The sequence below is a fragment of the Streptomyces sp. NPDC104367 genome (assembly GCF_055583825.1).
In genome coordinates this window covers 103,629-125,634 of the sequence record NZ_JBVJND010000023.1, presented here as the reverse complement: position 1 = coordinate 125,634, position 22,006 = coordinate 103,629, and the positions used below count along the sequence as shown (strand labels likewise).

Here is a 22,006-nt window from a genome sequence, read left to right as displayed (position 1 = left end):
TGACTGCGTTGGATTGGGCCGGCTGCGTGCATCTCGCGCACGCCGGTCCGGCACCGCACATCGTGTGGTGGCGAGCCTTCAGCCCGCAGCCACCTCTTCCGTCCGATATGCATACATTTACCGAACCACCTCCCTTCCGAAGTGACAGCCACTCTAGGAAGTCGTCGGGAAGGGCTCAACTGTTTTTTCGCGATGCCGGCGGACGGGCCTCCGGCCGGGGGCGTACAACGATTCCTTCAATCTTGCGGGAACACGATGTGGGCTGCGTCACGTTCGAGTTGAATGAAGGGCAGAAAGTGAAACGACGCGCCGTGCGTGCGGACGCAGCCTGATGGGGGTCCAGGTGAGTGCTTCCCGGCGTAGTGGGGCCACCGACGAGCTGGGGCCCGACGAGCCCGAGCCGGAATCGGAGCGGGAGGCTCCGGAGGACTCGGGCGGCTCCGATCTGCTCGCGGCGCTCCTGGACGGCATGGACGCGGCCCTGTGCGCGTTCGACGCGGACGGCGTCGTCACGCACTGGAACCGCGAGGCCGAGCGGATCCTGGGGTGGACGGCGGCCGAGGCGGTGGGCCGGCACGGCTTCGCCGGGTGGGCGGTCCGCGAGGCGGACGCCGGTGAGGTCGAGGGCCGGCTGATGGCCGCCATGCACGCCTCCGGCCGCCAGGTGCACGAGTTCGCGCTGGTCACCAAGGACGGCGGGCGGGTGCTCGTGCGCACCCAGTCGGCGGCGGTGCGCGGACCGGACGGCAAGCCCGCCGGTCTGTACTGCGCGTTCAGCGAGGTGCACGCGCAGATCGACCTGGAGCGGTCGATCGCGCTCAGCGAGGCCCTGTTCGAGGACGCCGCCTGGGGTGTCGTGCTCGTCGACGCGGATCTGCGGCCCGCCGTGGTCAACGCCCACGCGGCCCGCGCGCTCGGCATCGGGCGGACGTCGGCGCTGGGCCGGCCGCTGGGGGAGCTGCTCGCACAGGGCGTGGAGGACCTGGAGGGCGCGCTCACGCACGTGCTGGCGGAGGGCGCGCCGCCTGCGCCGGCCGAGATGTGGGTCAGTGTGCGGACCGCGGAGGGCGAGCAGCGGCGCTGCTGGCGGTCGGGGTTCCTGCGGCTGGCGTCGCCGCTGGCGGAGGAGCCGGTGCCGCTCGGGGTCGGCTGGCTGTTCCTGGACGTCACGGAGGCCAGGCGGGGCGAGCAGGAGGCGGCCATGCTGCGCTTCCGGACCAATCAGCTGCACCGTGCGGCCCGCGCGGCCGCCGAGTGCGAGGACCCGGCGGAGGCGGCCGTGGTCCATCTGGACTTCGCGCTGGCCGGTTTCGCCGACCACGCGGTGATCGACCGGGTGGTCGGCGGCGCCCGCGCGGACGGTGACGTGGGCCCGGTCCGGCTGGTGCGCATCGCGGGTACGCCCGCCGGGGCACCGGGCCCGAGCCTGCTGACGGGCGCGGCGGGGCTGCCCACGCGCTACGAGGACGGGCATCCGGCGTTGCAGTGCGTGGAGCGGGCCGGGAGCGTGCGGGCGGACGCCGGTTCGGTGCCGCCGGACCGGGCCCGGGCGTGGGCCCTGTCCCGGCAGTGGCCCGGCGACGCGGTGCACGCGCTGTGCGCGGTGCTGCGCAGCCGCAGCCGCACGCTGGGTGTCGTGACGTTCCTGCGCGGTCCGGGGCGCAGCCGCTTCGAGCGCGTGGACGCGACGTACGCGGAGGACGTGGCCGTACGGATCGCCACGGCCCTGGACCTGGCCGCGCTCGCGAAGGAACACCGCGAGCCCTGAAGAAGGAGCACCGCGAGCCCTGAAGGAGCACCGCGAGCCCTGAAGGAGCACCGCGAGCCCTGAAGGGGCACAAGGGGCACAGGGAGCACAGGGAGCACAGGGAGCACGGACGTCGCGGAGGCGGTGGGCGCGGCCGGAGCGGCCGGCGCGTCACGGCTGGTAGAAGATCCGGTCGCGGTACTCCTCGAACACGCGCGCGTTCCATTCGTGGCCGCCGTCGACGTTGCCGGAGCGCAGCAGCGGGGGTTCGACGCCGCGGTCGGCGAGGGTGGCCGCGGTGGTGGCGAGGACCGCCTGGAGCAGTGCGCTGGTGACGACGGTGGAGGCCGGGGCGAAGGGCGCCGCGACGGTGTCGAGGGTGAGTTCGGCGTCCCCGACGGCGATCTTCGAGTCGAGGACGACGTCGCAGTGGTCCTTGAGGTAGGTGCCGGAGGAGTGCCGGGACGTGGTCGCCGCGGCGTAGGCCACCGAGGTCACGCCGATGACCTTGGCGCCGCGCTCACGGGCGCCGGCGGCCATCTCCACGGGCATGGCGTTGCGGCCGGAGAGGGAGACGACCACGAGGGCGTCGCCGGCGCGCAGGGGCGAGGTGTCGAGGACGGCGGTGGCCAGGCCGTCGACGCGTTCGAGGCGGGAGCCGAGGGTGGCGGGCATGACGTCGACGCCCACCAGGCCGGGCACCGCGAGCAGGTTCATGAGCGCGAGGCCGCCCGCGCGGTAGACGACGTCCTGCGCGGCGAGCGAGGAGTGCCCGGCGCCGAAGGCGAAGAGCCGGCCGCCGGAGGCGAAGGTGTCCGCGAGGAGGGTGCCGGCGGCGGCGATGGCCCCGGCCTCCTCCTCGCGGACCCGGTGCAGCAGGCCGATGGCGGCGTCGAGGAACAGGTCGGCGGGCGTGCCGTCGCTCATGCGGTGACCCTTCGCGGTGTCGGCGTCAGCGGCTGTGTCGCGGATCACCCTCCGGTCTGGACCATCTCGCTGTCAATACGGCCGGAAGGCGGTGGCGGACGCAGTTGTCGGGTGCCCGTTCCGCCGGTGTCCCCCGCTTGTCAGCGGGATCCGGCAGAATTGGTGTCAGGGCCAGCGCACGCGGCCGGGCTCCCGGCAGAGGTAGCTTCCGGCAGAGGTAATCGAGGGGCACGTATGTCCGGACTGATCGACACCACGGAGATGTATCTCCGCACCATCCTCGAGCTCGAAGAGGAAGGCGTGGTCCCCATGCGCGCCCGCATCGCGGAGCGGCTCGACCAGAGCGGGCCGACGGTGAGCCAGACGGTGGCGCGGATGGAGCGGGACGGCCTGGTGTCCGTGGCCAGCGACCGCCATCTGGAGCTGACCGACGAGGGCCGCAGGCTGGCGACGCGGGTGATGCGCAAGCACCGGCTCGCCGAGTGCCTGCTGGTCGACGTGATCGGCCTGGAGTGGGAGCAGGTGCACGCGGAGGCATGCCGCTGGGAGCACGTGATGAGCGAGGCCGTGGAGCGGCGTGTGCTCGAACTGCTGCGCCACCCGACCGAGTCGCCGTACGGCAACCCGATCCCGGGGCTGGAGGAGCTGGGCGAGAAGGACGGCGCGGACCCGTTCCTCGACGAGGGCATGGTGTCGCTGGCCGACCTGGACCCGGGCGCGGACGGCAAGACCGTGGTCGTCCGCCGGATCGGCGAGCCCATCCAGACGGACGCGCAGCTGATGTACACGCTGCGGCGGGCGGGTGTGCAGCCCGGTTCGGTGGTGAGCGTGACGGAGTCGGCCGGCGGGGTGCTGGTGGGCAGCGGCGGCGAGGCGGCCGAGCTGGAGGCGGACGTCGCCTCGCATGTGTTCGTGGCCAAGCGCTGAGGCCGTGCCGAGCGTCGGGCGGCGAACCTGAGGGTCACTCAACTTTCGTTGCCCGTAGGCGAGTTGACGTGCCTCTTCGACGTCTTCCCCCGGTGTGTCGAACCCGTCGATTCCAAGATTCAGTGCGCCGAATCGCAGCGCTCGAACGTTTCGCGTGCAAGGCTGTCGCGAGAGGCATATGACCTGAGGGGGGCGGGGAGGATGTGCCGAAGACGTGGTGAACGACGCGGGGACGGACGTGGGTTTGGCCCCGGCACCTCGCGGTGCCGGGGCCTGTCCTCCCCGGTGCTGACCCGGAGCCCCGAGCTCCCAGGGTCATCCCCTCGGACCGTTTTCCCCGAGCGGTCCGCCCCCCGCAGAACAAATCCCCCCGGCGGCGCCGATCATGCCTGGGGAGGGGTCACTCGAATGAGGGGTGTTGCCCGTAGGAACCCGATTTTCGAATAGGTATTCGATAGTCTGCAGCGGTACGGAAGCAGCACGCAGCGACACGAGGCGACACTAGGCACGCGGAGCTAGGGGGGTGCCAGGCCCATGGCACGGCGCATCGACGTGACAGGAGCCGGCGGCGTACACCTCGCCGCCTGGGAGTTCGCGGACCCGCCCAAGAAGGACGACCAGGAACGGCCGCACGCCGACCGCGCCGACCCGGACCACCCGTACCCCGGCGCCCTGCTGCTGCACGGACTGACGGGCCGCGCCTCGCACTGGGCCTCCACCGCCCGCTGGCTCTCCGAACGGCACCGCGCGGTCGCCCTCGACCAGCGCGGCCACGGACAGAGCGACAAGCCCCCGCAGGCCGCGTACACCCGGGAGGCGTACATCGAGGACGCCATCGCCGTCATCGAGCAACTGGGCCTCGGCCCGGCCGTGCTCATCGGCCACGCCATGGGCGCCCTGACCGCCTGGCAGCTCGCGGCGAAGCGGCCCGACCTGGTCCGGGGCGTGATCATCTGCGACATGCGGGCCTCCGCGATCGGCACGGCGTCGCAGCGCGAGTGGTCCGACTGGTTCAAGTCCTGGCCCCTTCCCTTCACCACGCTCGCCGACGTCCGCAAGTGGTTCGGCGAGGACGACCCCTGGGTGGAGCGGCCGAGCCCGGCGCGCGGGGAGTTCTACGCCGAGGTCATGCACGAGTGCGGCGACGGCTGGCGGCCCGTCTTCGACCCCGACCAGATGCTGAAGTCCCGGGAGACCTGGGTGTACGACGCGCACTGGGAGGAGCTGGCCCAGGTGACCTGTCCCGCGCTGGTCGTGCGCGGGGTGGACGGTGATCTGGGGCGCGCGGAGGCACAGGAGATGGTGCGGGTGCTTCCCCGGGGGGAGTACGCCGAGGTGGCGGACGCCGGGCACCTGCTGCCCTACGACCGGCCGGAGGCCTGGCGGGCGGCCGTGGAGCCGTTCCTCGACCGCGTGGGGGAGTGACCGGAACCCGGAGGGGCGCCCGGCTCACCCCTTGCTGACGGCCGTGAGGATCTCCGGCAGACGGGCCGCCGTACGCGGTGCCGCCATCCGCAGCCCCGCCCAGGTGATGCCCGCCCCGTAGGCCGCCCCCGCCGGCAGCAGCGCCCATGTCCACCGCTCGCCTCCCGCGCTCACGTTCAGCGCGACGGCCAGGACGATGACCGGGAGGCACAGCAGGGCCGCCGAGACCATGCCGCCGAAGATCGCGATCCAGGCCAGGCCGGTCTGCCCGGCCGCGACGTTGCGGTGGCCCTCCTGGGGGATGGAGTAGGGGAAGCGGGCCGAGGTCCAGGCGCCGGTCGCCAGCATCGCGCCGAGCAGGGCGAAGGAGAGGCCGAGCACCTCGGGCAGCCGGGACCAGCCGCCGAGCATCGCCGTGGTCAGCACGGTCACCAGCGTCGCGTACGGCAGGGTGATCACCAGCAGGGCCAGCGCCCGCCCGCGCAGTTCGACATAGGCGTCCCGCGAGGAGGAGACGGTCATGGCCACCATCCAGAACGCGGACGTGTCCTGCCCGAACTGGTTGTACATCTGGATGCCGAGCATCCCGGCGGCGAAGCACGCGAAGTAGACCGACCCGGTGCCCTGGAGGGCGTTGAAGACGGGCACGATCAGCCCGATGGCCAGCGAGGTCACCCACGCGGCCTTGGTCTTGGGGTCGCGCCAGACGTACCGCAGGCTGCGCGCCATGACCGTGCCGGTGCGTCCGGCGGGCAGCAGCCGTCCCAGGCCGCCGGCCGGGGACGGGCCGCGCCCTGCGGAGTCCGGTACCTGGAGGGTCGAGCCGTCCGGCGCGGTCATCAGCCGGGTCAGCGTCCGCGCCCACACGGCGACGACCAGCGCCGACGCGGCCGCGCAGAGGGCGAGCTGGGCCAGAGCGGTGCCGTAGGAGCCCTCGCTCGCCGCGTGCACCGCGCCGATCGCCGAGGCCGGCGGCAGCCACCGCAGCACGTCGGCGACCGGCGCGAGCTGCCCGAGCCCGGCCGAACCGAGGCTCCGTGCGCCGAAGTTGACCAGCTGCGCCCCCACCGCGATGACAAGGCCGCTCAGTACGGCCAGATCACGCCCCTTGCGGCTGGTCAGCAGCCGTACGTTCGCGGCGGCCACCGCCCGTGCCAGGGCCACGCAGAGCAGCAGCGCGAGGGGCACGGCGACGACCGCGGCGGCGTACCCGGCGGCCCCGTGCGCCACCGAGAGGGCGCAGCCGACCAGCAGCAGCAGCGTGAACAGCGGCCCGATGCCGACCAGCGAGGCGGCGAGCAGGGCCCGCACCAGCGGGCGGGGCCGCAGCGGGAGCATCACCAGGCGGGTCGGGTCCAGCGTCTCGTCGCCGGACGGGACGAACAGCGGCATGAACGCCCAGCCCAGCGCCAGTACGGCGGTCCCGAGCACGGCCACCGCGTCCGCGTGCGCCTGCCCGCGCAGCAGCACCAGGCCCAGCAGTTGCAGTGCCCCGAACAGCAGCGCGAGGACCGCCGACGCGACGAACGCGGCCCGCCGGCCGCCGGACCGGCGCAGCCCGTTGCGCAGCAGCGACAGCTTCAGCCGTACGACGGTGGAGGTCACGTCGCTCACCGGGCCGCCCCGCCGCCCAGCCAGTCCAGATCCGCCCCGGTGTTCCGCGTGCCCGCCCCGACCAGTTCCAGGAACGCCGCCTGAAGGGTGGTGTGCGCCCCGCGCACGTCCGCCAGGGTGCCCGTCGCGCGGATCCGGCCGGCGGCCATCACCGCCACCCAGTCGCACAGCGACTCGACGAGTTCCATGACGTGGGAGGAGAAGACGACGGTCGCGCCGGAGGCCGTGTACCGCTCCAGGACGCCCCGGACGGTCTGCGCGGAGACCGGGTCGACGCCCTCGAACGGCTCGTCCAGGAAGAGGACTTCGGGATTGTGGAGGAGAGCCGCGGCGAGCCCGATCTTCTTGCGCATGCCGGTCGAGTAGTCGACGACGAGTCTGTGCTGGGCACCGGAGAGGTCGAGCACGTCGAGGAGCTGGGTGGCCCGCTTGTCCACCTCGGCGCCGGGGAGGCCGCGCAGCCGGCCCGTGTAGCCGAGCAGTTCGCGTCCGGAGAGACGTTCGAAGAGCCGCAGTCCTTCGGGGAGGACGCCGATCCTCGCCTTCACCGCCACCGGGTCCCGCCAGACGTCGTGCCCGACGACCTCGACGGACCCCTGATCCGGCCGCAGCAGCCCGGTCACCATGGAGAGGGTGGTGGTCTTCCCCGCCCCGTTGGGCCCGACCAGCCCGACGAACTTCCCGGCGGGCAGCGACAGATCGATCCCGGCGACGGCGACCTGCTGCCCGAACCGCTTCCAGAGACCCCGAATACGCACGGCATCGGTCATGCCAGCACCCTACGACGTGCCCCGCGAGGTGCGCGGGGACCGCGCGACCGGCCGGGACGCGCCCGCGACCGCCGTACGGCCCAACCCGGCGGCCCGGTGGGCGGCTACCGGTCCCTCCCGCACGCGTAGGCCAGCGGCGAGACCAGTTCCTCCGCGTCCGGCAACCACCGGTTCGCGGGCGTCGGCCGGCAAACCCACTGCACCGCGCCCCGCGACCCGTACCGGGTGGGCGGCGCCGGCACGTACGCGCCCTCACCCAGCGCCGTCAGATCCAGCGACGCCGGCGACCAGCCCAGCCTACGGACCAGCTCCGGCGCCTTCACCGACGCCCCCGGCAGCACGAAGAACTGCATCCGCCGGTCCGGCGTCAGCGTCACCGGCCCCAGCGTCAGCTCCATGCGCTCCATGCGCGCCAGCGCGAGGAACCCCGCCGTCTCCGGCACGGACAGCGCGTCGAACGTACGTCCCGTCGGCAGCAGGATGGAGGCCGCCGGGTGCTTCTGCCACATCCGGCGCACGACCGTCGCACTACCCGTGGCCTGCGACGCCCAGTCCGGACGCGCCGCGTGCGCGCCGGGCGCGGCGCACGCGACCTCCCCGCACGAGCACCGCTGCACCCCCTCGACCGCTTCCAGCCAGGTACCGGGGAACACGTCCCAGTGACGTTCCTCGGCGTAGCGTACGGCGGTCTCCAGCAGCGATTCCCCACGCTGCTTCGGAATCTGAGCGGCTTCGGCGCCGACGATCGTCTCTTCCACGTTCAACACAACTCCCGCACCCACCTGTGGTTACGGCTGTAGCGCGCGCGGGGGAGGAGCATCGATTCCGCAATTGGGGCGCATGGATGCACGTGTGGGGGCGCGCAGGAGGAACCGGGGCGTGAGCGGGTAGTCACAAGTGGGGGGTTGGCGGCGGGCGCCCTCGCAGTTCCGCTGCCTTTACCCGGCAATCCTCGCATGTCCCGCATTTTCGGTATGTCTGCTGGGCAGTGATCGCAAAGGCCGGATCTTTTCCCTACAGGGAGTTCGCAGGGGGTACGCCATGGCCGCAAGGCCTCTCGTGGCGCGGCAGCCGAACGAACGGTTGCAGGCGCTCATCCAGGAGGCGGGGTGCTCGAACGCCGGGCTCGCCCGCCGGGTCAACATGTGCGGCGCCGAGCACGGTCTCGATCTGCGGTACGACAAAACGTCCGTGGCCCGCTGGCTGCGCGGCCAGCAGCCGCGGGGCCGGGCGCCGGCCGTCATCGCCGAGGCGTTGGGGCGCAAGCTGGGCCGTACGGTCACGATCGACGAGATCGGCATGGCCAACGGCAAGAACCTCGCGTCGGGCGTCGGTCTCCAGTTCTCGCCGACGGTACTGGGGGCCATCGAGCAGGTCTGCGAGCTGTGGCGCAGCGACGTCGGGCGGCGGGACTTCCTGTCCGGCTCCTCGGTCGCCGCGTCCGCGCTGGTGGAGCCCAGCCGGGACTGGCTGATCTCGGCGCCGGACGCGCAGGTCGCGCGGCAGGCGGGGCCGCGGGTCGGCCAGTCGGACGTCGCCGCCGTGAAGGCCATGACGCAGGCGCTGACCGACCTGGACCACCAGTTCGGCAGCGGTCATGTGCGGCCGGTCGTCGTGCACTACCTCAACAGCGTCGTGTCGGGGCTGCTGGCCGGCTCCTACCGGGAGGCGGTCGGGCGGGAGTTGTTCGCCGCCGTGGCCCGGCTCACCGAGCTCGCCGGGTACATGGCCGTCGACACCGGCCAACCCGGGCTCGCGCAGCGGTACTACATCCAGTCGCTGCGCCTCGCGCAGGCCGCCGGTGACCGCGGCTACGGCGGCTACGTGCTCGCCGCCTCCATGAGCCACCTCGCCGCGCAGCTCGGGAACCCCCGGGAGATCGCCCAGCTGGCGAGGGCGGCGCAGGAGGGCGCACGGGGCCGTGTGACCCCGCGCGCGGAGGCGATGTTCCACGCGGCCGAGGCCCGCGGCCACGCCCTGCTGGGCGACGCGCGGGCCGCGCAACTGGCCTCCGGGCGTGCGGTGTCGGCGATGGAGGCCGCCGATCCGGCCTCCGGAGACGACCCGGCGTGGATCAGGCACTTCGACGAGGCCTACCTGGCCGACGAGTTGGCGCACTGCCACCGGGACCTGGGGCAGGCCGACGCGGCCGTGAAGTGCGCGGAGCAGTCGCTCGCCGGGCACCCGGAGACCCGGGCGCGGCGCCGGGCGATCGGCTATGTGCTGCTCGCCACGGCCCAGGTGCAGCAGCGCGAGATCGAACAGGCCTGTGTCACCGGGACGAAGGCGGTGGAACTCCTGGAGACGGTCCGCTCCAACCGGGGCGCCGAGTACCTGGACGACTTCCAGCAGCGGCTGGAGCCGTTCCGGGACGAACCGGTCGTCAGGGAGTTCGGCGCCCGCCTGGATCTGCAGGCGGCCGCATGAATTCGTGCCCCGCGGCTGCGTGAACGTGTGGGAAACCACACGTTGCCGTGCACGATGCGGCATATACAGCGCACCGCGGGGCTGTTCTGTTACTGCTGTCACAGGGAGCAAGATCACGCCCTTGGCTGCGTGGCACCCTGCTGAGGGGACCCGGTAGCGTGAGCGGACGATTCACAAGGTCCCCCATTAGTAGGAGTCCCGGTGACGCAGAGTGGACAGGGCGAGCCCGCGCGCGAAGGCATCGTGCTGCCCTCCGACGGTGGCGAACCCCTGTTGCCGGGTATGACGGGCGTTCCCACGGGCATGGCGCAGCCGCCCGCCCCGGCCACCGCGCCCTCCGAGGGTCAGTCCTGGGGACAGCCGTGGGGGCCCGGTCACCAGCAGGGCGCCCCCGAGCCCCAGCACGCCTGGCCGCAGGCCGCGGGCCAGGAGTGGGCCGAGCCCCAGCAGCTGCCGCCCGCCTGGAACGCCCAGTCCCAGGCCGCCCAGTCGCACACCGCCCAGCCCCCCGGCGCCGGCCCGCTCCCGCCGGAGGGAACGCCCGGCCCGTCGTACGGCGGCGGCTACGAGCAGTCGTACGGCTACGGCGCCCAGCCGTCGCACGACGCCTACGGCGCCCAGCCCCCACAGGGCTACGGCGCCCCGCAGCAGGACGTGTACGGCGGCGCCGCGCTGCCGTCGGCGGTCCCGCACGGCGCCCACCCGGGGACACTGCCGCCCGCCGACGAGGGCGCGACCCAGTTCATACCGCCGGTGCCCGCGGCCCCGGTGGACGAGGGCGCCACCCAGTACCTCCCGCCCGTGCCGCCGGCCGCGTCCCCCGAGGGGGCCACCCAGCTGATCCCGCCCGTGGGGCCGGGCGCGCTGCCGCCGGAGACCTCGGGCGGACAGAGCCAGTACCCCGGGCACCAGCCCGCGCCCCCGGCGCACTCCGACGCCGAGGCCACGCAGTACATCGCGCCGTACCCGGCCGGAGGCGCGCAGGGCGGCGACCGGCAGCCGCCCGCCGAGTTCGACAACCTGTTCCGCAGCGGACCGGGCAGCGAACCCCCGGCCGCGTCCACCGCCCAGATGCCGCGCATCCAGCAGCAGCCGTCCCACACCCCGCCCCCGCCGTCGTACGACCGCTACGACGACGGCGGCGGCGGTCGCGGTGGCCGGGGCGGTCGTGGCGGCGGCCGGGGGAAGGTGCCGCTGATCGCGGCCGTCGGGGTCGGCATCGCCGTGCTCGGGATCGGGGCGGGTGCCCTGTTCAGCGGCGGCGGGGACTCGGGCGACGACAACAAGACGGTCGCCGCGTCCGCCCCGGCCACCGAGGAGTCCTCGTCGGCCGCGGCCGATCCGGCCAAGGAGCAGGCCGTCGCCCTGGACAAGCTGCTCGCCGACAGCGGCAGCAGCCGGGCCACGGTGATCAGCGCCGTCGCGAGCGTGAAGCAGTGCAAGAACCTGGACAGTTCCGCGTCCGACCTGCGCACCGCCGCCACGTCGCGTACCGAGCTGGTCACCCGGCTGTCCAAGCTGTCCGTCGACAAGCTGCCGGACAACGCCGAGCTGACCGCCTCGCTCACCAAGGCGTGGCAGGCCTCCGCGAACGCCGACAACCACTACGCGGCCTGGGCCGACCAGGTGGGCGGCAAGCACGGCTGCCACAAGGGCCAGGCCCGCTCCACCGGCCAGACCGCGGCCGGCAACCGGGAGAGCGGCACCGCCAGCAGCCAGAAGGTGAAGGCGGCCGCGCTGTGGAACACGATCGCGAGCAAGTACGGGCTGACCCAGCGGCAGCCGACCCAGCTCTGAGGACGGGCCGGCCGCGGCCGGCCCGGCTCAGCTGAGGTCCGCGTTCTCCAGGATCTTCGTCATGTCGAGGGCGTCCTTGTTGGCCGACTGGAGCAGGCCGCCCTTGACCACCTGGACGTTGACGTCCGCGTTGACCAGCCGGGAGAAGCCGGCGGCGGACAGCTTGCCCTGGTAGGGCCAGCTCAGGGTCGGGGTGAGGCCGCCGGTGGAGACCTTCAGGCCGTCGTTGAGGGTGTGCCGCACGCTGTCCGAGGTCACCTCGCCCTCGCCGATCTTCTCCAGCACGGCGGTGAGGACCTTGTAGGCGATCCAGGTGGTCTGCACCCCGGCGTCGGCCGGGTCGATCCGGTTGTCGCCGAAGGCCTCCTTGCTGATGACCTTCTTCATCCCGGCCCAGTGGGCGTCCGAGGCCACCGGGTACCAGCCGGTGATGAACGACCCCTCGTACGGGCCGGAGGCACCGCCGGTGGAGTTGATCACCGTCTGGTCGACGCTGCCGATCTCGGCGGCCGTCTTCACCTTCGGGTAGTCCTGGCGGGCGCGCTGGAAGCTGTCCATGAAGGTGGCCGTGCGGTCCCCGAGCTCGGGCACCACGCACCCCGTCTTCGCCGTGTCCGTGCCGGCGCTCGCCAGCGCCTTCTGCGACTGCTTGTCGTACTCGGTGAGGTCCTCGGCCGCGAGCTGGTCGATCGCCTTGGCGTGCCCGCCCGCCTTGAGGCCCGAGTCGAGCAGCTGGGGCAGCTGGTCGCCGGCGATGCTGTCCGGCCGGACCAGGGTGACCGGCCCGCAGCTGTCGGCGAGCGTCTCCCCGAGCCCGGCCAGCAGGGTCAGCTGGCCGCCGTTGACCGGATAGGAGACGGGGCTGGTGAACTCCTCGTTCGACACCCCGTAGCCGCCTATGTAGGGGATGGCCGCGCCCTCCAGCGGGGCGAAGTAGGAGTCGCCGTACTGGCTGTAGGAGCCGACGACGGCGACGACGTCCTCGTCGACCGCGCGCTGCGCGCAGTTCGCGGCGCCCACGCTGCTGTTGTGGTCGTTGCAGGTGAGCAGTTCGAGCTTGCGGCCGTTGACGCCGCCCCGCGCGTTGATCCAGCGGACGTAGGCGGAGGCCATGGCGGGCATGCCGGCCTTGTTGGTGGCGGTGGTCTTCTGCGGTGCCCAGGTCATGACCTTGATCACGTCGTCGTCCGCGCCCGCCAGTCCGTGCACGACGCCGCAGCCCGCGGCCAGCGACGCACAGGCCGCCATGGCCACCGCTGGCAGGAGGGCGGCTCTGACGGGCCGGTGGTGCTCGGTGGGGAAGGTGCTGCGCGTGGGTCGCCTGCCGGTCATGGACACGCACGATTCCGCCACATCACTAACCCGGGAGTGACCCATGGTCGATGAGAGGTGACGCGCAGGTGAATTGCGGGGGCCGGTGCGGGGCGTGCGGCGCGGAACGTACGATCGATGACCGTGCAAGGTTCGGAGAACTCTTCCCGTCGCGGCCGTCGCTCCTCCACCATGGGCGGCATGCCACTCAACGACATGCCGTGGTGGCGCTGGCGCAGCAATGTGCGCTCCGCGCTGCACATGCTCTCGGACCCGGAGTTCCAGCGGAACGTCTGGCTGGTCGGGACGGACGGGTACGGCGACGTGACCGACGCGGTGTACCGGCTGGTCGAGGACACCTGGCTGGACAACTGGTCCGCCGAGAAGTACGTCGGGACGATATTCCGCGACTCGCAGGAGGCGGCGCTCGTCGACACCGCCGTCCTGCGGGTGCTGCGGATCATGCACCAGGTCGGGCCGGACGCGCCGGTCTCCGCGTACCTCGACCACGAGGCGTGGCCGGACGCGGTCCGCGCGGCCCGCGACGCGCACCTCCGCCTCGCGACGAGCGACGGCGACGACCCGGACGCGGCGCCGCGCAGCCTGGAGGTACTGCGGATCATGACGCGGTCCGCGTAGCCCGGCGCCGGCGGGCCCGGGACCGGGCGGGTGCCTCCGGGTCCGGGCGGGTCCGGGTGGCGGACAGGGGCCGACCGGAGCGGCGGGGCATGAGATTCTGTGGTGCATGACAGATCAGCCCACCCGAGCCCAGGCCGCCCCGGCGGACCAGTACGTCCTCACCCTCTCCTGCCCGGACAAGCAGGGCATCGTGCACGCCGTGTCGAGCTATCTGTTCATGACCGGCTGCAACATCGAGGACAGCCAGCAGTTCGGGGACCACGACACGGGTCTGTTCTTCATGCGGGTGCACTTCTCGGCCGAGGCGCCGGTGACGGTGGACAAGCTGCGGGCGAGCTTCGCGGCGATCGGCGACTCCTTCCACATGGACTGGCAGATCAACCGGGCCGACGAGAAGATGCGCATCGTCCTCATGGTCAGCAAGTTCGGGCACTGCCTGAACGACCTGCTCTTCCGCGCCCGCATCGGCGCGCTGCCGGTGGAGATCGCCGCGGTGGTCTCCAACCACACCGACTTCGCCGAGCTGGTGGAGTCGTACCACGTCCCCTTCCGCCACATCCCGGTGACGAAGGAGACGAAGGCCGACGCCGAGGCCCAGCTGCTCGACCTCGTCCGCGAGGAGAACGTCGAACTGGTCGTCCTCGCCCGCTACATGCAGGTCCTCTCGGACGACCTGTGCAAGGAGCTGAGCGGCCGGATCATCAACATCCACCACTCGTTCCTGCCGAGCTTCAAGGGCGCGAAGCCGTACCACCAGGCGCACGCGCGGGGCGTCAAGCTGATCGGGGCGACGGCGCACTACGTCACCGCCGACCTCGACGAGGGGCCGATCATCGAGCAGGAGGTCGAGCGGGTCGGCCACGACGTCACCCCGGACCAGCTGGTCGCGATCGGCCGCGACGTGGAGTGCCAGGCGCTGGCGCGAGCGGTCAAGTGGCACGCGGAACGCCGCATCCTCCTCAACGGCCGCCGCACGGTCGTCTTCGCCTGAGGGACGGCCCGGCACGGCCCCCGTGCCGACCGCGGGTGCGTGGGGCCGGCCGCGCAGTTCCCCGCGCCCCTCGGAGGACGGGGCCGCGCCCCGCTCCTGCCTTGGGGGGCGCGGGGAACTGCGCGAGCGACCACGAACCACCCGCGCCGCCCCACGGCCGAACCCCCGCGGCCCCCTACATCCTGCTCAGGCTCGCCGCCGCGAAGAGGACGTCCCTGATCGCGGCACGGTCCCCGAGCTGCCCCGCGGCCGCCTCCTCCGGCGGCACGTGCCCGGCCGCCAGCCGGCAGAACTCCACGTCGTCCAGGGCCACGTGCGCCACCTCGAACTCCGCCGACCCCACCGCCCCCGGTGAGTCCAGCGGGATCAGCCACTCGCCGCCGCCGTGCCCCTCGATCTCCAGCCGCAGACTCCGGCCGGGCCGTCCCGCAGGGACCAGGTGGGGGGTCTGCCCGGGCGCCGCCAGCCCCGCCCGGCGCCGCTCGGCCAGCGCGGCCGGCAGCATGCGTGCCGCGAGGTCGATCATCTTGTGCAGATGCCTGGGGGCGGGCGGCTCGTAGGGGTAGTCCACCGCGTCCGCGATGTCCTCCGCGTGCACCCAGCACTCGAACGCGCGGTCCAGCATCGCGTCGTGCAGCGGCAGTTCGAAGTCGCCGTACGACACCGCGAGCCGTCCGGAGCCGCTGCCCGTGAAGGAGACGGTCTGCACCAGCCGGTGGCTCTGCTCCCGCCACGGCACCCGCAGCGCGCGGGTCGGCGGGAAGTGCGAGGCCCGCCAGAACGCCTCGGTGCGGCCGGCCGGGCCCTCGTCCGGCGTCTCCTCGCCCAGCGGGTCGTCCAGGCCCAGCGACAGCGCCACCAGGCCGTCCACGGACAGCAGGTGGGCGATGACCCCGGCGACCGTCGTACGGCGGGTCGCCGCCGCCTCGCCGTCGAACCAGCGCAGCCGCACCGGCGCGTGCCACTCCGCGTCGCCGATGTCCTGGAGCAGGGCGTCCAGCCGGGCCGCCTCGGCGTCGTAGGGCGCCGCCCACGCGGGCAGCGGGATCCGGGCCGGACGGCGGTCCAGACAGCTCTCCAGGACCCGGGTGCGCAGCCCGGGGTCGAGGTCGAGGCTCTCCGACTGGTGCAGCAGGCCGACCGCCTCGCGCAGCCGCAGCGCCTCGTCCGCGCAGGCCCCGCAGTCGCCGAGGTGGGTCTCGACGGCCAGGGCCTCGGCCGCCGAGCACGCGGCCAGCGCCCACGCCCCGAGGAGCGACTTCAGGACGTCGTGCGGCAGCTCGGGCGGTGCGGGCGGCGGGTCGGCCGGTTCCGGCAGCGGACGTCCGCCGTCCTCGACGGAGGCCCGGGGCAGCGGTATGCGCGGCGCCCGGCCGGGCTCGCCGCCGTCGCGCGGCACGTCGCCGTCCCCGTTGCCGGAGCCCGTGCCGCCGTGCGCCTCGAAGGGGTCGGCGCCGCTCACACCGCACCTCCGTATCCGGGTGGTGTCCCGACGTCGTGGGCGGTGGAGAGCAGTTGCAGGCCCAGGCGCAGCCGGCGCCGGGCCTCGTCCTCGGTGACGCCGAGGTCCGCGGCGGTCTGCCGGTAGTCGCGGCGCTGGACGTAGGCGAGCTCCAGGGCGGCGCGCAGCGGGGTCGGCATGGAGTGCACGATGTAGTCCGCGCGGGCCGCCACGGAGGCGCGCCGCACCTTGCGCTCCAGCTCCTCGGCGGCCTCGGGCGCGCTGTCGGCCGGGGCGAGCGCGGCGGTCTCGGTGGCCCTGAGGCGCTGCACGGCGAAGCGGTGGGTCAGCGCGAACATCCAGGAGCGCAGCGGGCCCTGCCGGGGGTCGTAGGCGTCGGGGTGCTCCCAGACGTGGGAGAAGACCTCGCGGGTTATGGAGTCGGCGGCGCCCTCGTCGTCGAGGACGCGGTGGGCGAGGCCGTGCACGAGCGAGGCGTAGCGGTCGTACAGCTCGCCGAGGGCGGCCGCCTCACCGCGTGCGAGCCGCTGCTGCATCTTGCGGTCCCAGCGGGGCGGTGCGTCCTTCGTCGCCATGCGGCCCCCTTCCGGTGCCCGTGTCCAGCGTGTCTCCACCGTCTCCTCGAATGTAGTCGGCACGTGCGGCGACGCACGCCCCTTTATGGCAATGCGCGCCCCCTGGCGGATCAAGGATGGTAGGGGGTCTGGCCTGTGTGTCTCCGGTGCCCCGGCTGTATCCACCGAATCCACCGTTTCTGATCGAACAGGATCGGTGGTGACCGAAACAAGACCTTTGCTGATTGGGTCTCGTTTGTTCTTTGGGGTTTCGGGGAACGGCCGCTGGGCAGCCGCGCGTAATGAAGCGTAGGAACTGGCTCCGTTTCCGGGCGGTTCCGGGAGATCCGGCGAGCGGAGGGCTGAGCCGTGGCTTTCAAGGTGACCGGCGACGAACAGGGTGAGTGGGCCGTGCTCGGGGTGTCGGGCGAACTGGACCTGGTGACCTCACCGGTGCTGCGCCAGCGCGTGCACGACGCGGTGGCCGAGGGGCACCACAGTCTCGTCCTGGACCTCTCCGACGTGTTCTTCTGCGACTCCAGCGGCGTCGGCGTCCTCATCGCGGCCCGCCGTCTCATCCGCTCCTGCCGCGGCCGGCTGCGGCTGATACTGCCCGCGCACGGCGCGAGTGACGGCTCCCACGTCAACCGGGTCCTCGGCGCCCTCGGCGTGCGACGGCTGTTCGACGTGTACGCCGACATCGACAGCGCGACCGCCGAGGAGGAGGACCCGCTCTCCGCATAGCGGAAAGGTCGCGACAGTGCCACGTTGTTGTCGCGGAATTCCCCCGGTCTTGGCACAACGGTCGTTTTCGTGCTCCCGGCCCGCCACCCTCGTCGTACGCTCCCGGTGAGATACCCCCACCTCACGTAAGGCGGCCCGAACAGACATGGTCAGCACCGAGTACGAGCGACGCATCGCCGCCCGGTTCGCAACCTTCGACCAGGACGGCAACGGCTGGATCGACCGCGAGGACTTCAGCTCGGCGGCCAAGGCGCTGCTGGCCGAGTTCGGCGCCCCCGCCCGCTCCGACAAGGGCCAGGCCCTGTACGCGGGCGCGGAGGCCTTCTGGCAGGGCATGGCCGGCATGGCCGACCGGGACGGCGACCAGCGCATCACCCGCGAGGAGTTCGTGAGCGGCGCGGTCAAGCGGCTGCACGACAACCCCGACCGGTTCGCCGAGATCGCCCGGCCCTTCCTGCACGCGGCCGTCGCCCTCGCGGACACCGCGGGCGACGGCACCGCCGCGGTCGCCGACACCGTGCGCGTGCTGCGCGCCCTCGGTGTCGCCCCCGAACTCGCCGAGGCGGTCGCGGCGGGCCTCGACACCGACGCCGACGGCAGGGTCGCCGAGTCGGAGATCGTCCCGGCGTTCGCCCGCTACTTCACGATCCCGGAGTAGCGCCCTTCGGCCCGGGGTCTCCCGGACCGGGGTCCCCCTCGGTCCCCGAGAACCGCTCGCGCAGCTGGTACTTGAGCACCTTGCGCAGGGTCTCGTTGCGCGGGAGGGCGTCCACCACCTCCAGCCGCTCCGGCAGTTTGTGCACCGACAGCCCCTCCGCGCGCAGGTACGCCACCAGCTCCGGGAGCGTCAACACCTCGGCTCCCGCAGGCTGTTCGACGACCGCGCAGACCATCTCCCCGCGCTCCGCGTCCGGCAGCCCGACCACCGCCGCGTCGCCCACCGCCGGGTGCGCGGCGAGCAGGTCCTCGATCTCCTTCGCCGAGATGTTCTCGCCCTTGCGGATGATCACGTCCTTCAGCCGCCCGGTGAGCACGAGATGCCCGCTCGCGGTCAGGTGCCCCAGGTCGCCGGTGCGCAGGAACCCCTCCTCGTCGAACGCCTCGGCCGTCTGCGCCGGGTCCAGGTACCCCTGGCACACCGCCTCCCCCCGCAGCCGCACCTCGCCGCCCTCGGCGATCCGTATCTCCATCCCGGCCGGCGGCCGCCCCTCGGTCGTCGCCAGGTTCTCCGGCGTGTCGTCCGGCGCCCCCATCGTGATCATCGGCACCTCGGTCATGCCGTACCCGTGCGTCAGCTGCACCTCCATCTCCCGCACCACCGCGTGGTACACCTCCGGCGGCTTCGGCGCCCCGCCGCCCGCGAGCAGCCGCAGCGACGGGATCACCTTGCCGCCCGGATGCCTGCGCTGCTCCGCGAGGAACATCGAGTAGAAGGCCGTCGAACCGCCCGCCACCGTGACCCCGTGCGCGCGGTACTCCGCCAGCGCCTCCGGCAGCGCGAACTGCTCGAACATCACCGCCGGGAAGCCGTAGAGCAGCAGCATCACCGTGTAGTCGGGGCCGGCGATGTGCGCGTACGGGAACGCCATCGAGCCCACGTCCCGCGCCGTGAGCCGCAGCGCGTGCGCCAGGCAGGAGCCGCCCGCGATGAGCGACCGGTCCGTGTGGAGAACGCCCTTGGGGTCGGAGGTGGTTCCCGAGGTCCAGTAGATCCACCGGACGGAGGACCCCTCGGCGGGCGGCGCGGGCAGCACCCCGGGATCGCCGTCGGGCAGTGTGTCGTACGCCTCGAAGACGCCCTTCGCGCCCAGCCGCCGTGCCATCTCCGTGTGGTCGAAGCCGCGCCAGACGCCCGGTACGGCGAAGAACTCGGCCCTGGACTCGCGCAGCGCGAAGCCGACCTCGCGGTCCCGGTAGAAGGGGATGACGGGGGACTGGACGGCGCCGAGCCGGGCCAGCGCGAAGGACAGGACGGCCGTCTCGATGCGGGTGGGCAGCTGCCAGGCGACCACCGTGCCGGGGCGCACGCCCATGCCGTACAGCCCGGCCGCGACGCGTTCGGCACGCGCGCGCAGCTCGCCGAAGGCCAGGGCGCGTCCGCCCTGGAGGAAGACCGGGCGGTCGGGGGTGAGTCCGGCGCGGCGCACGACCAGGTCCCAGAGCGTGCGGGAGGCGCCGAGCTCGTGTGCGACGGCGTTCGGGTCGTGTGCGGTGGCTGTGCTGTCGTCCATGGCCGGGCCCCCTGCTCGCTCCGTGAGCTGACGAGTCGTCAGATCGTAGGTGCTGGTGCCTTGTCGGTCCAGGGGTGCGGGGCTAGCCTGCGAGATCTGACGAACCATCAGTTCCGTGGGGGTGTCTGCCGGTGGACCTGTCGTACACGCCCGAGGAGGAGGACTTCCGGGCCCGGCTGCGGGAGTGGCTCGCCAAGACGCTGCCCGGCCTCCCGCCGAAGCCGCGGCCGCGCGACTGGCCGGGCCGCCGCGCCTACGACCTCGGCTGGCAGCGGACGCTGTACGACGCCGGGTACGCCGACGTCCACTGGGACGCCTCCCCGACCACCCGGCTGATCTTCCTGGAGGAGACCGAGCGGGCCGGCGCGCCCTACGTGGGCGCCAACTTCGTGGGCCTGCTGCACGCGGGCCCCACCGTCGCCGCCGAGGGCACCGAGGAGCAGCGGGCCCGCTGGCTGGCACCGATCCTGCGCGGCGAGGAGGTCTGGTGCCAGGGCTTCAGCGAGCCGGACGCCGGCTCCGACCTGGCGGCGCTGCGCACGCGCGCGTGGCGTGACGGCGACGACTACGTGGTCAGCGGTTCGAAGATCTGGACCTCGCACGCCGAGGTCGCCGACTGGTGCGAACTGCTGGTGCGCACCGACCCCGGGGCGCCCAGGCACCGCGGCATCACCTGGCTGGCCATGCCCATGGCCGCGCCGGGCGTCACCGTACGGCCGCTGCGCACGCTCGCCGGGTCCGACGAGTTCGCCGAGGTCTTCCTCGACGAGGTGCGGGTGCCGGCCGCCAACCGCGTGGGCGCCGAGAACGACGGCTGGCGCGTCACCATGGTCACCCTCTCCTTCGAACGCGGCACCGCCTTCGTCGGCGAGGTCGTCGCCTGCCGCCGGGTGCTCGGCGACCTCGCGCGCGAGGCGCACCGGAACGGCACCTGGGACGACCCCGCGCTGCGCCGCCGGCTCGGCCGGCTGAACGCCGAGTTCCGGGCGCTGTGGCGGCTCACCCAGTGGAACGTCAGCGAGGCCGAGGGCAGGGGCGTGCCCGGGGTCGGCGGCTCGGTCTTCAAACTCCGCTACTCGCACGCCCGCCAGGAGCTGTACGACGCCGCGGCCGACGTCCTCGGCCCCGACGCGCTCGACCTGGACCGGCCCTGGGTCCTCGACCGGCTGTCCTCCCTCTCGTACACCATCGCGGCGGGCACGTCGCAGATCCAGCGGAACATCGTCGCCGAGCGGATCCTCGGACTGCCGAAGGGGCGGTGAACGGACGTGCGGTTCCAACTGACCGACGACCAGAAGTCGTTGCGGGAGGGCATGCGCCAGCTGCTCGCACGCCGGTTCGACGGCGGGGCGCTGCGGGCGGCCGCCGGCGCGCCGGGGCGCCTCGACCGGGACCTGTGGCGGGAACTGGGGGCGGCCGGGTTCTTCGCGCTGCGGCTGCCGGAGGCCGACGGCGGGGTCGGGCTGGGGCTGCCGGAGGCCGCGCTGGTCTTCGAGGAGGCGGGACGGGCGCTGCTGACCGGCCCGCTGCTGGCCACGCACCTCGCGGCCGGGCACGTCGCCGGGGCGGCCGACGGCGAGGCCGTGGTGGCCCGCGTGGACGCCGCCCTGGTGGAGTGGCTGGCGGAGGCCGACACCGTGACGGGGGACGCCTCACGGGCCGTACCGGTGCGCTCCGTGGACCCGTTGACGCCCCTGCACCGGGTGCCGGACGCGGCCGCCGAGCCCCCCGATCCGGTGGCGGTGCTGCTGACCGCCGCCGAACAGCTCGGCACGGCCACGCGCGCGTGCGAGCTGGCCGTGCAACACGCCCGGACACGCGAACAGTTCGGGCAGCCGATCGGGGCCTTCCAGGCGGTCAAGCACCTGTGCGCCGAGACGCTGGTGCGTACCGAGACCGCGCGGGCGGCCGTCTACGCGGCCGCGGTGACCGCCGACCCCGTGGACATCGCGGCGGCCCGGCTGCTCGCCGACGAGGCCGCCGTACGCGGCGCCCGGGACTGCCTCCAGGTGCACGGCGGGATGGGCTTCACCTGGGAGGCGGAGGTGCATCTGCACCTGAAGCGGGCCTGGGTGCGGGCGAGGCGCGGCGGTGGCGGCACCCAGGGTGAGGAGATGCTCGCCGCGGAGCTGCTCGGCTGAGCGTTCGAAACACCCCTGGTCTGCGGAGTCAGGCGTTCGACCGGTCCGGGTGTCGCGGATCGTGGCACACCGGGATCACGGAGCGTTGATACCGGGTTGTGTCCAACGCGTGACTCGTCACGGCCCGGAGTCGGGCGCCCCCTCCGGTACCTTCTGTGGGATGCGAGTGGTTCGGAGCGAGAGCCATGCCGGCGGCGCCGCCGAAGCGGCCCCGCGGCTCACGGTGCGTGCCGCCGCTCGCAGGGTGGTAAGGGCTTGCTCCGCCACCTGTTCGACCCCCCGTCACGAGCGTCGCACAG

19 protein-coding genes are annotated in these 22,006 nt (G+C 73.2%); 11 read left to right on the top strand and 8 right to left on the bottom strand.

Translation table 11 applies throughout. The annotated features are described in order from the left end of the window. The first annotated feature begins 343 nt into the window (after positions 1-343). Positions 344-1,768: a PAS domain-containing protein gene (locus tag ACZ619_RS30545; protein WP_469605622.1), complete on the top strand. Its 1,425-nt coding sequence runs from the start codon at positions 344-346 to the stop codon at positions 1,766-1,768. A 150-nt stretch (positions 1,769-1,918) separates the two neighbouring features. On the opposite strand, the gene ACZ619_RS30540 is transcribed toward ACZ619_RS30545, so the two are convergent. Beyond that, the gene (locus ACZ619_RS30540) at positions 1,919-2,674 is read right to left on the bottom strand and encodes an SIS domain-containing protein (protein WP_469605619.1); all 756 of its coding nucleotides are present in this window, start codon (positions 2,672-2,674) and stop codon (positions 1,919-1,921) included. A gap of 234 nt (positions 2,675-2,908) precedes the next feature. Here ACZ619_RS30540 and ACZ619_RS30535 point away from each other — a divergent pair, with 234 nt between their 5' ends. Both ACZ619_RS30535 and ACZ619_RS30530 read left to right on the top strand, forming a co-directional pair. After that, positions 2,909-3,601 carry a metal-dependent transcriptional regulator gene (locus tag ACZ619_RS30535; RefSeq protein WP_123976148.1) on the top strand — a complete coding sequence of 231 codons (693 nt, stop codon included), beginning with the start codon at positions 2,909-2,911 and terminating at the stop codon, positions 3,599-3,601. A gap of 534 nt (positions 3,602-4,135) precedes the next feature. After that, positions 4,136-5,026 carry an alpha/beta fold hydrolase gene (locus ACZ619_RS30530; protein ID WP_469605615.1) on the top strand — a complete coding sequence of 297 codons (891 nt, stop codon included), beginning with the start codon at positions 4,136-4,138 and terminating at the stop codon, positions 5,024-5,026. 24 nt (positions 5,027-5,050) lie between these two features. Here ACZ619_RS30530 and ACZ619_RS30525 read toward each other — a convergent pair whose 3' ends face one another. The 3 genes from ACZ619_RS30525 to ACZ619_RS30515 form a co-directional block, all read right to left on the bottom strand. After that, positions 5,051-6,640 carry a transporter gene (locus ACZ619_RS30525; protein WP_469605613.1) on the bottom strand — a complete coding sequence of 530 codons (1,590 nt, stop codon included), beginning with the start codon at positions 6,638-6,640 and terminating at the stop codon, positions 5,051-5,053. Beyond that, a complete protein-coding gene (locus tag ACZ619_RS30520) occupies positions 6,637-7,410 on the bottom strand; it encodes an ABC transporter ATP-binding protein (RefSeq protein ID WP_469605609.1) in 774 nt (257 codons plus the stop codon). The genes ACZ619_RS30525 and ACZ619_RS30520 overlap by 4 nt, the downstream gene beginning before the upstream one ends. A gap of 104 nt (positions 7,411-7,514) precedes the next feature. After that, positions 7,515-8,177 carry a bifunctional DNA primase/polymerase gene (locus ACZ619_RS30515; protein ID WP_469605606.1) on the bottom strand — a complete coding sequence of 221 codons (663 nt, stop codon included), beginning with the start codon at positions 8,175-8,177 and terminating at the stop codon, positions 7,515-7,517. A gap of 274 nt (positions 8,178-8,451) precedes the next feature. Between ACZ619_RS30515 and ACZ619_RS30510 the strand changes: the two genes are divergently transcribed. Together ACZ619_RS30510 and ACZ619_RS30505 are read left to right on the top strand one after the other, a co-directional pair. Further along, positions 8,452-9,837: a transcriptional regulator gene (locus tag ACZ619_RS30510; protein ID WP_469605603.1), complete on the top strand. Its 1,386-nt coding sequence runs from the start codon at positions 8,452-8,454 to the stop codon at positions 9,835-9,837. Positions 9,838-10,038: 201 nt separating this feature from the next. Continuing rightward, the gene (locus tag ACZ619_RS30505; RefSeq protein WP_469605600.1) at positions 10,039-11,634 is read left to right on the top strand and encodes a hypothetical protein; all 1,596 of its coding nucleotides are present in this window, start codon (positions 10,039-10,041) and stop codon (positions 11,632-11,634) included. Positions 11,635-11,661: 27 nt separating this feature from the next. Here ACZ619_RS30505 and ACZ619_RS30500 read toward each other — a convergent pair whose 3' ends face one another. Then, complete coding sequence (locus ACZ619_RS30500; RefSeq protein ID WP_469605597.1) at positions 11,662-12,966, bottom strand: ABC transporter substrate-binding protein; 1,305 nt, start codon at positions 12,964-12,966, stop codon at positions 11,662-11,664. A 117-nt stretch (positions 12,967-13,083) separates the two neighbouring features. On the opposite strand from ACZ619_RS30500, the gene ACZ619_RS30495 reads away from it, so the two are divergent. Both ACZ619_RS30495 and purU read left to right on the top strand, forming a co-directional pair. After that, entirely contained in the window at positions 13,084-13,584 is a 501-nt protein-coding gene (locus ACZ619_RS30495) for an SCO4402 family protein (RefSeq protein ID WP_469605593.1), read from the top strand. Between the two features lie 106 nt (positions 13,585-13,690). Beyond that, on the top strand, positions 13,691-14,575 hold the full coding sequence (purU, locus tag ACZ619_RS30490) for a formyltetrahydrofolate deformylase (protein ID WP_469605590.1): 885 nt from the start codon (positions 13,691-13,693) through the stop codon (positions 14,573-14,575). 175 nt (positions 14,576-14,750) lie between these two features. Here the strand turns inward: purU and ACZ619_RS30485 are convergent, their stop codons facing one another. Both ACZ619_RS30485 and ACZ619_RS30480 read right to left on the bottom strand, forming a co-directional pair. After that, a complete protein-coding gene (locus ACZ619_RS30485; protein ID WP_469605587.1) occupies positions 14,751-16,037 on the bottom strand; it encodes a maleylpyruvate isomerase N-terminal domain-containing protein in 1,287 nt (428 codons plus the stop codon). Then, the gene (locus ACZ619_RS30480; RefSeq protein ID WP_469605585.1) at positions 16,034-16,612 is read right to left on the bottom strand and encodes a sigma-70 family RNA polymerase sigma factor; all 579 of its coding nucleotides are present in this window, start codon (positions 16,610-16,612) and stop codon (positions 16,034-16,036) included. Before ACZ619_RS30480 ends, ACZ619_RS30485 begins: the two co-directional genes overlap by 4 nt. 348 nt (positions 16,613-16,960) lie before the next feature. Between ACZ619_RS30480 and ACZ619_RS30475 the strand changes: the two genes are divergently transcribed. Together ACZ619_RS30475 and ACZ619_RS30470 are read left to right on the top strand one after the other, a co-directional pair. Then, positions 16,961-17,335 (top strand): STAS domain-containing protein, encoded by a 375-nt coding sequence (locus ACZ619_RS30475; protein WP_469605583.1) that lies wholly within the window; start codon positions 16,961-16,963, stop codon positions 17,333-17,335. Between the two features lie 145 nt (positions 17,336-17,480). After that, entirely contained in the window at positions 17,481-17,993 is a 513-nt protein-coding gene (locus ACZ619_RS30470; protein WP_469605580.1) for an EF-hand domain-containing protein, read from the top strand. Here ACZ619_RS30470 and ACZ619_RS30465 read toward each other — a convergent pair. Further along, on the bottom strand, positions 17,977-19,566 hold the full coding sequence (locus ACZ619_RS30465; RefSeq protein ID WP_469605578.1) for a class I adenylate-forming enzyme family protein: 1,590 nt from the start codon (positions 19,564-19,566) through the stop codon (positions 17,977-17,979). The two genes, ACZ619_RS30470 and ACZ619_RS30465, sit on opposite strands and share 17 nt — an antisense overlap. Before the next feature lie 131 nt (positions 19,567-19,697). On the opposite strand from ACZ619_RS30465, the gene ACZ619_RS30460 reads away from it, so the two are divergent. Next, on the top strand, positions 19,698-20,828 hold the full coding sequence (locus ACZ619_RS30460) for an acyl-CoA dehydrogenase family protein (RefSeq protein ID WP_469605576.1): 1,131 nt from the start codon (positions 19,698-19,700) through the stop codon (positions 20,826-20,828). Positions 20,829-20,834: 6 nt separating this feature from the next. Continuing rightward, positions 20,835-21,707: an acyl-CoA dehydrogenase family protein gene (locus ACZ619_RS30455; RefSeq protein ID WP_469605573.1), complete on the top strand. Its 873-nt coding sequence runs from the start codon at positions 20,835-20,837 to the stop codon at positions 21,705-21,707. The last annotated feature ends 299 nt before the right edge of the window (positions 21,708-22,006 follow it).

Coding starts and splice junctions, on each gene's coding strand:
- ACZ619_RS30540 (WP_469605619.1), bottom strand. CDS start 2,674: ATGAGCGACGGCACGCCCGCCGACCTGTTCCTCGACGCCGCCATCGGC.
- ACZ619_RS30535 (WP_123976148.1), top strand. CDS start 2,909: ATGTCCGGACTGATCGACACCACGGAGATGTATCTCCGCACCATCCTC.
- ACZ619_RS30530 (WP_469605615.1), top strand. CDS start 4,136: ATGGCACGGCGCATCGACGTGACAGGAGCCGGCGGCGTACACCTCGCC.
- ACZ619_RS30520 (WP_469605609.1), bottom strand. CDS start 7,410: ATGACCGATGCCGTGCGTATTCGGGGTCTCTGGAAGCGGTTCGGGCAG.
- ACZ619_RS30510 (WP_469605603.1), top strand. CDS start 8,452: ATGGCCGCAAGGCCTCTCGTGGCGCGGCAGCCGAACGAACGGTTGCAG.
- ACZ619_RS30500 (WP_469605597.1), bottom strand. CDS start 12,966: ATGACCGGCAGGCGACCCACGCGCAGCACCTTCCCCACCGAGCACCAC.
- ACZ619_RS30495 (WP_469605593.1), top strand. CDS start 13,084: ATGACCGTGCAAGGTTCGGAGAACTCTTCCCGTCGCGGCCGTCGCTCC.
- purU (WP_469605590.1), top strand. CDS start 13,691: ATGACAGATCAGCCCACCCGAGCCCAGGCCGCCCCGGCGGACCAGTAC.
- ACZ619_RS30480 (WP_469605585.1), bottom strand. CDS start 16,612: ATGGCGACGAAGGACGCACCGCCCCGCTGGGACCGCAAGATGCAGCAG.
- ACZ619_RS30470 (WP_469605580.1), top strand. CDS start 17,481: ATGGTCAGCACCGAGTACGAGCGACGCATCGCCGCCCGGTTCGCAACC.
- ACZ619_RS30465 (WP_469605578.1), bottom strand. CDS start 19,566: ATGGACGACAGCACAGCCACCGCACACGACCCGAACGCCGTCGCACAC.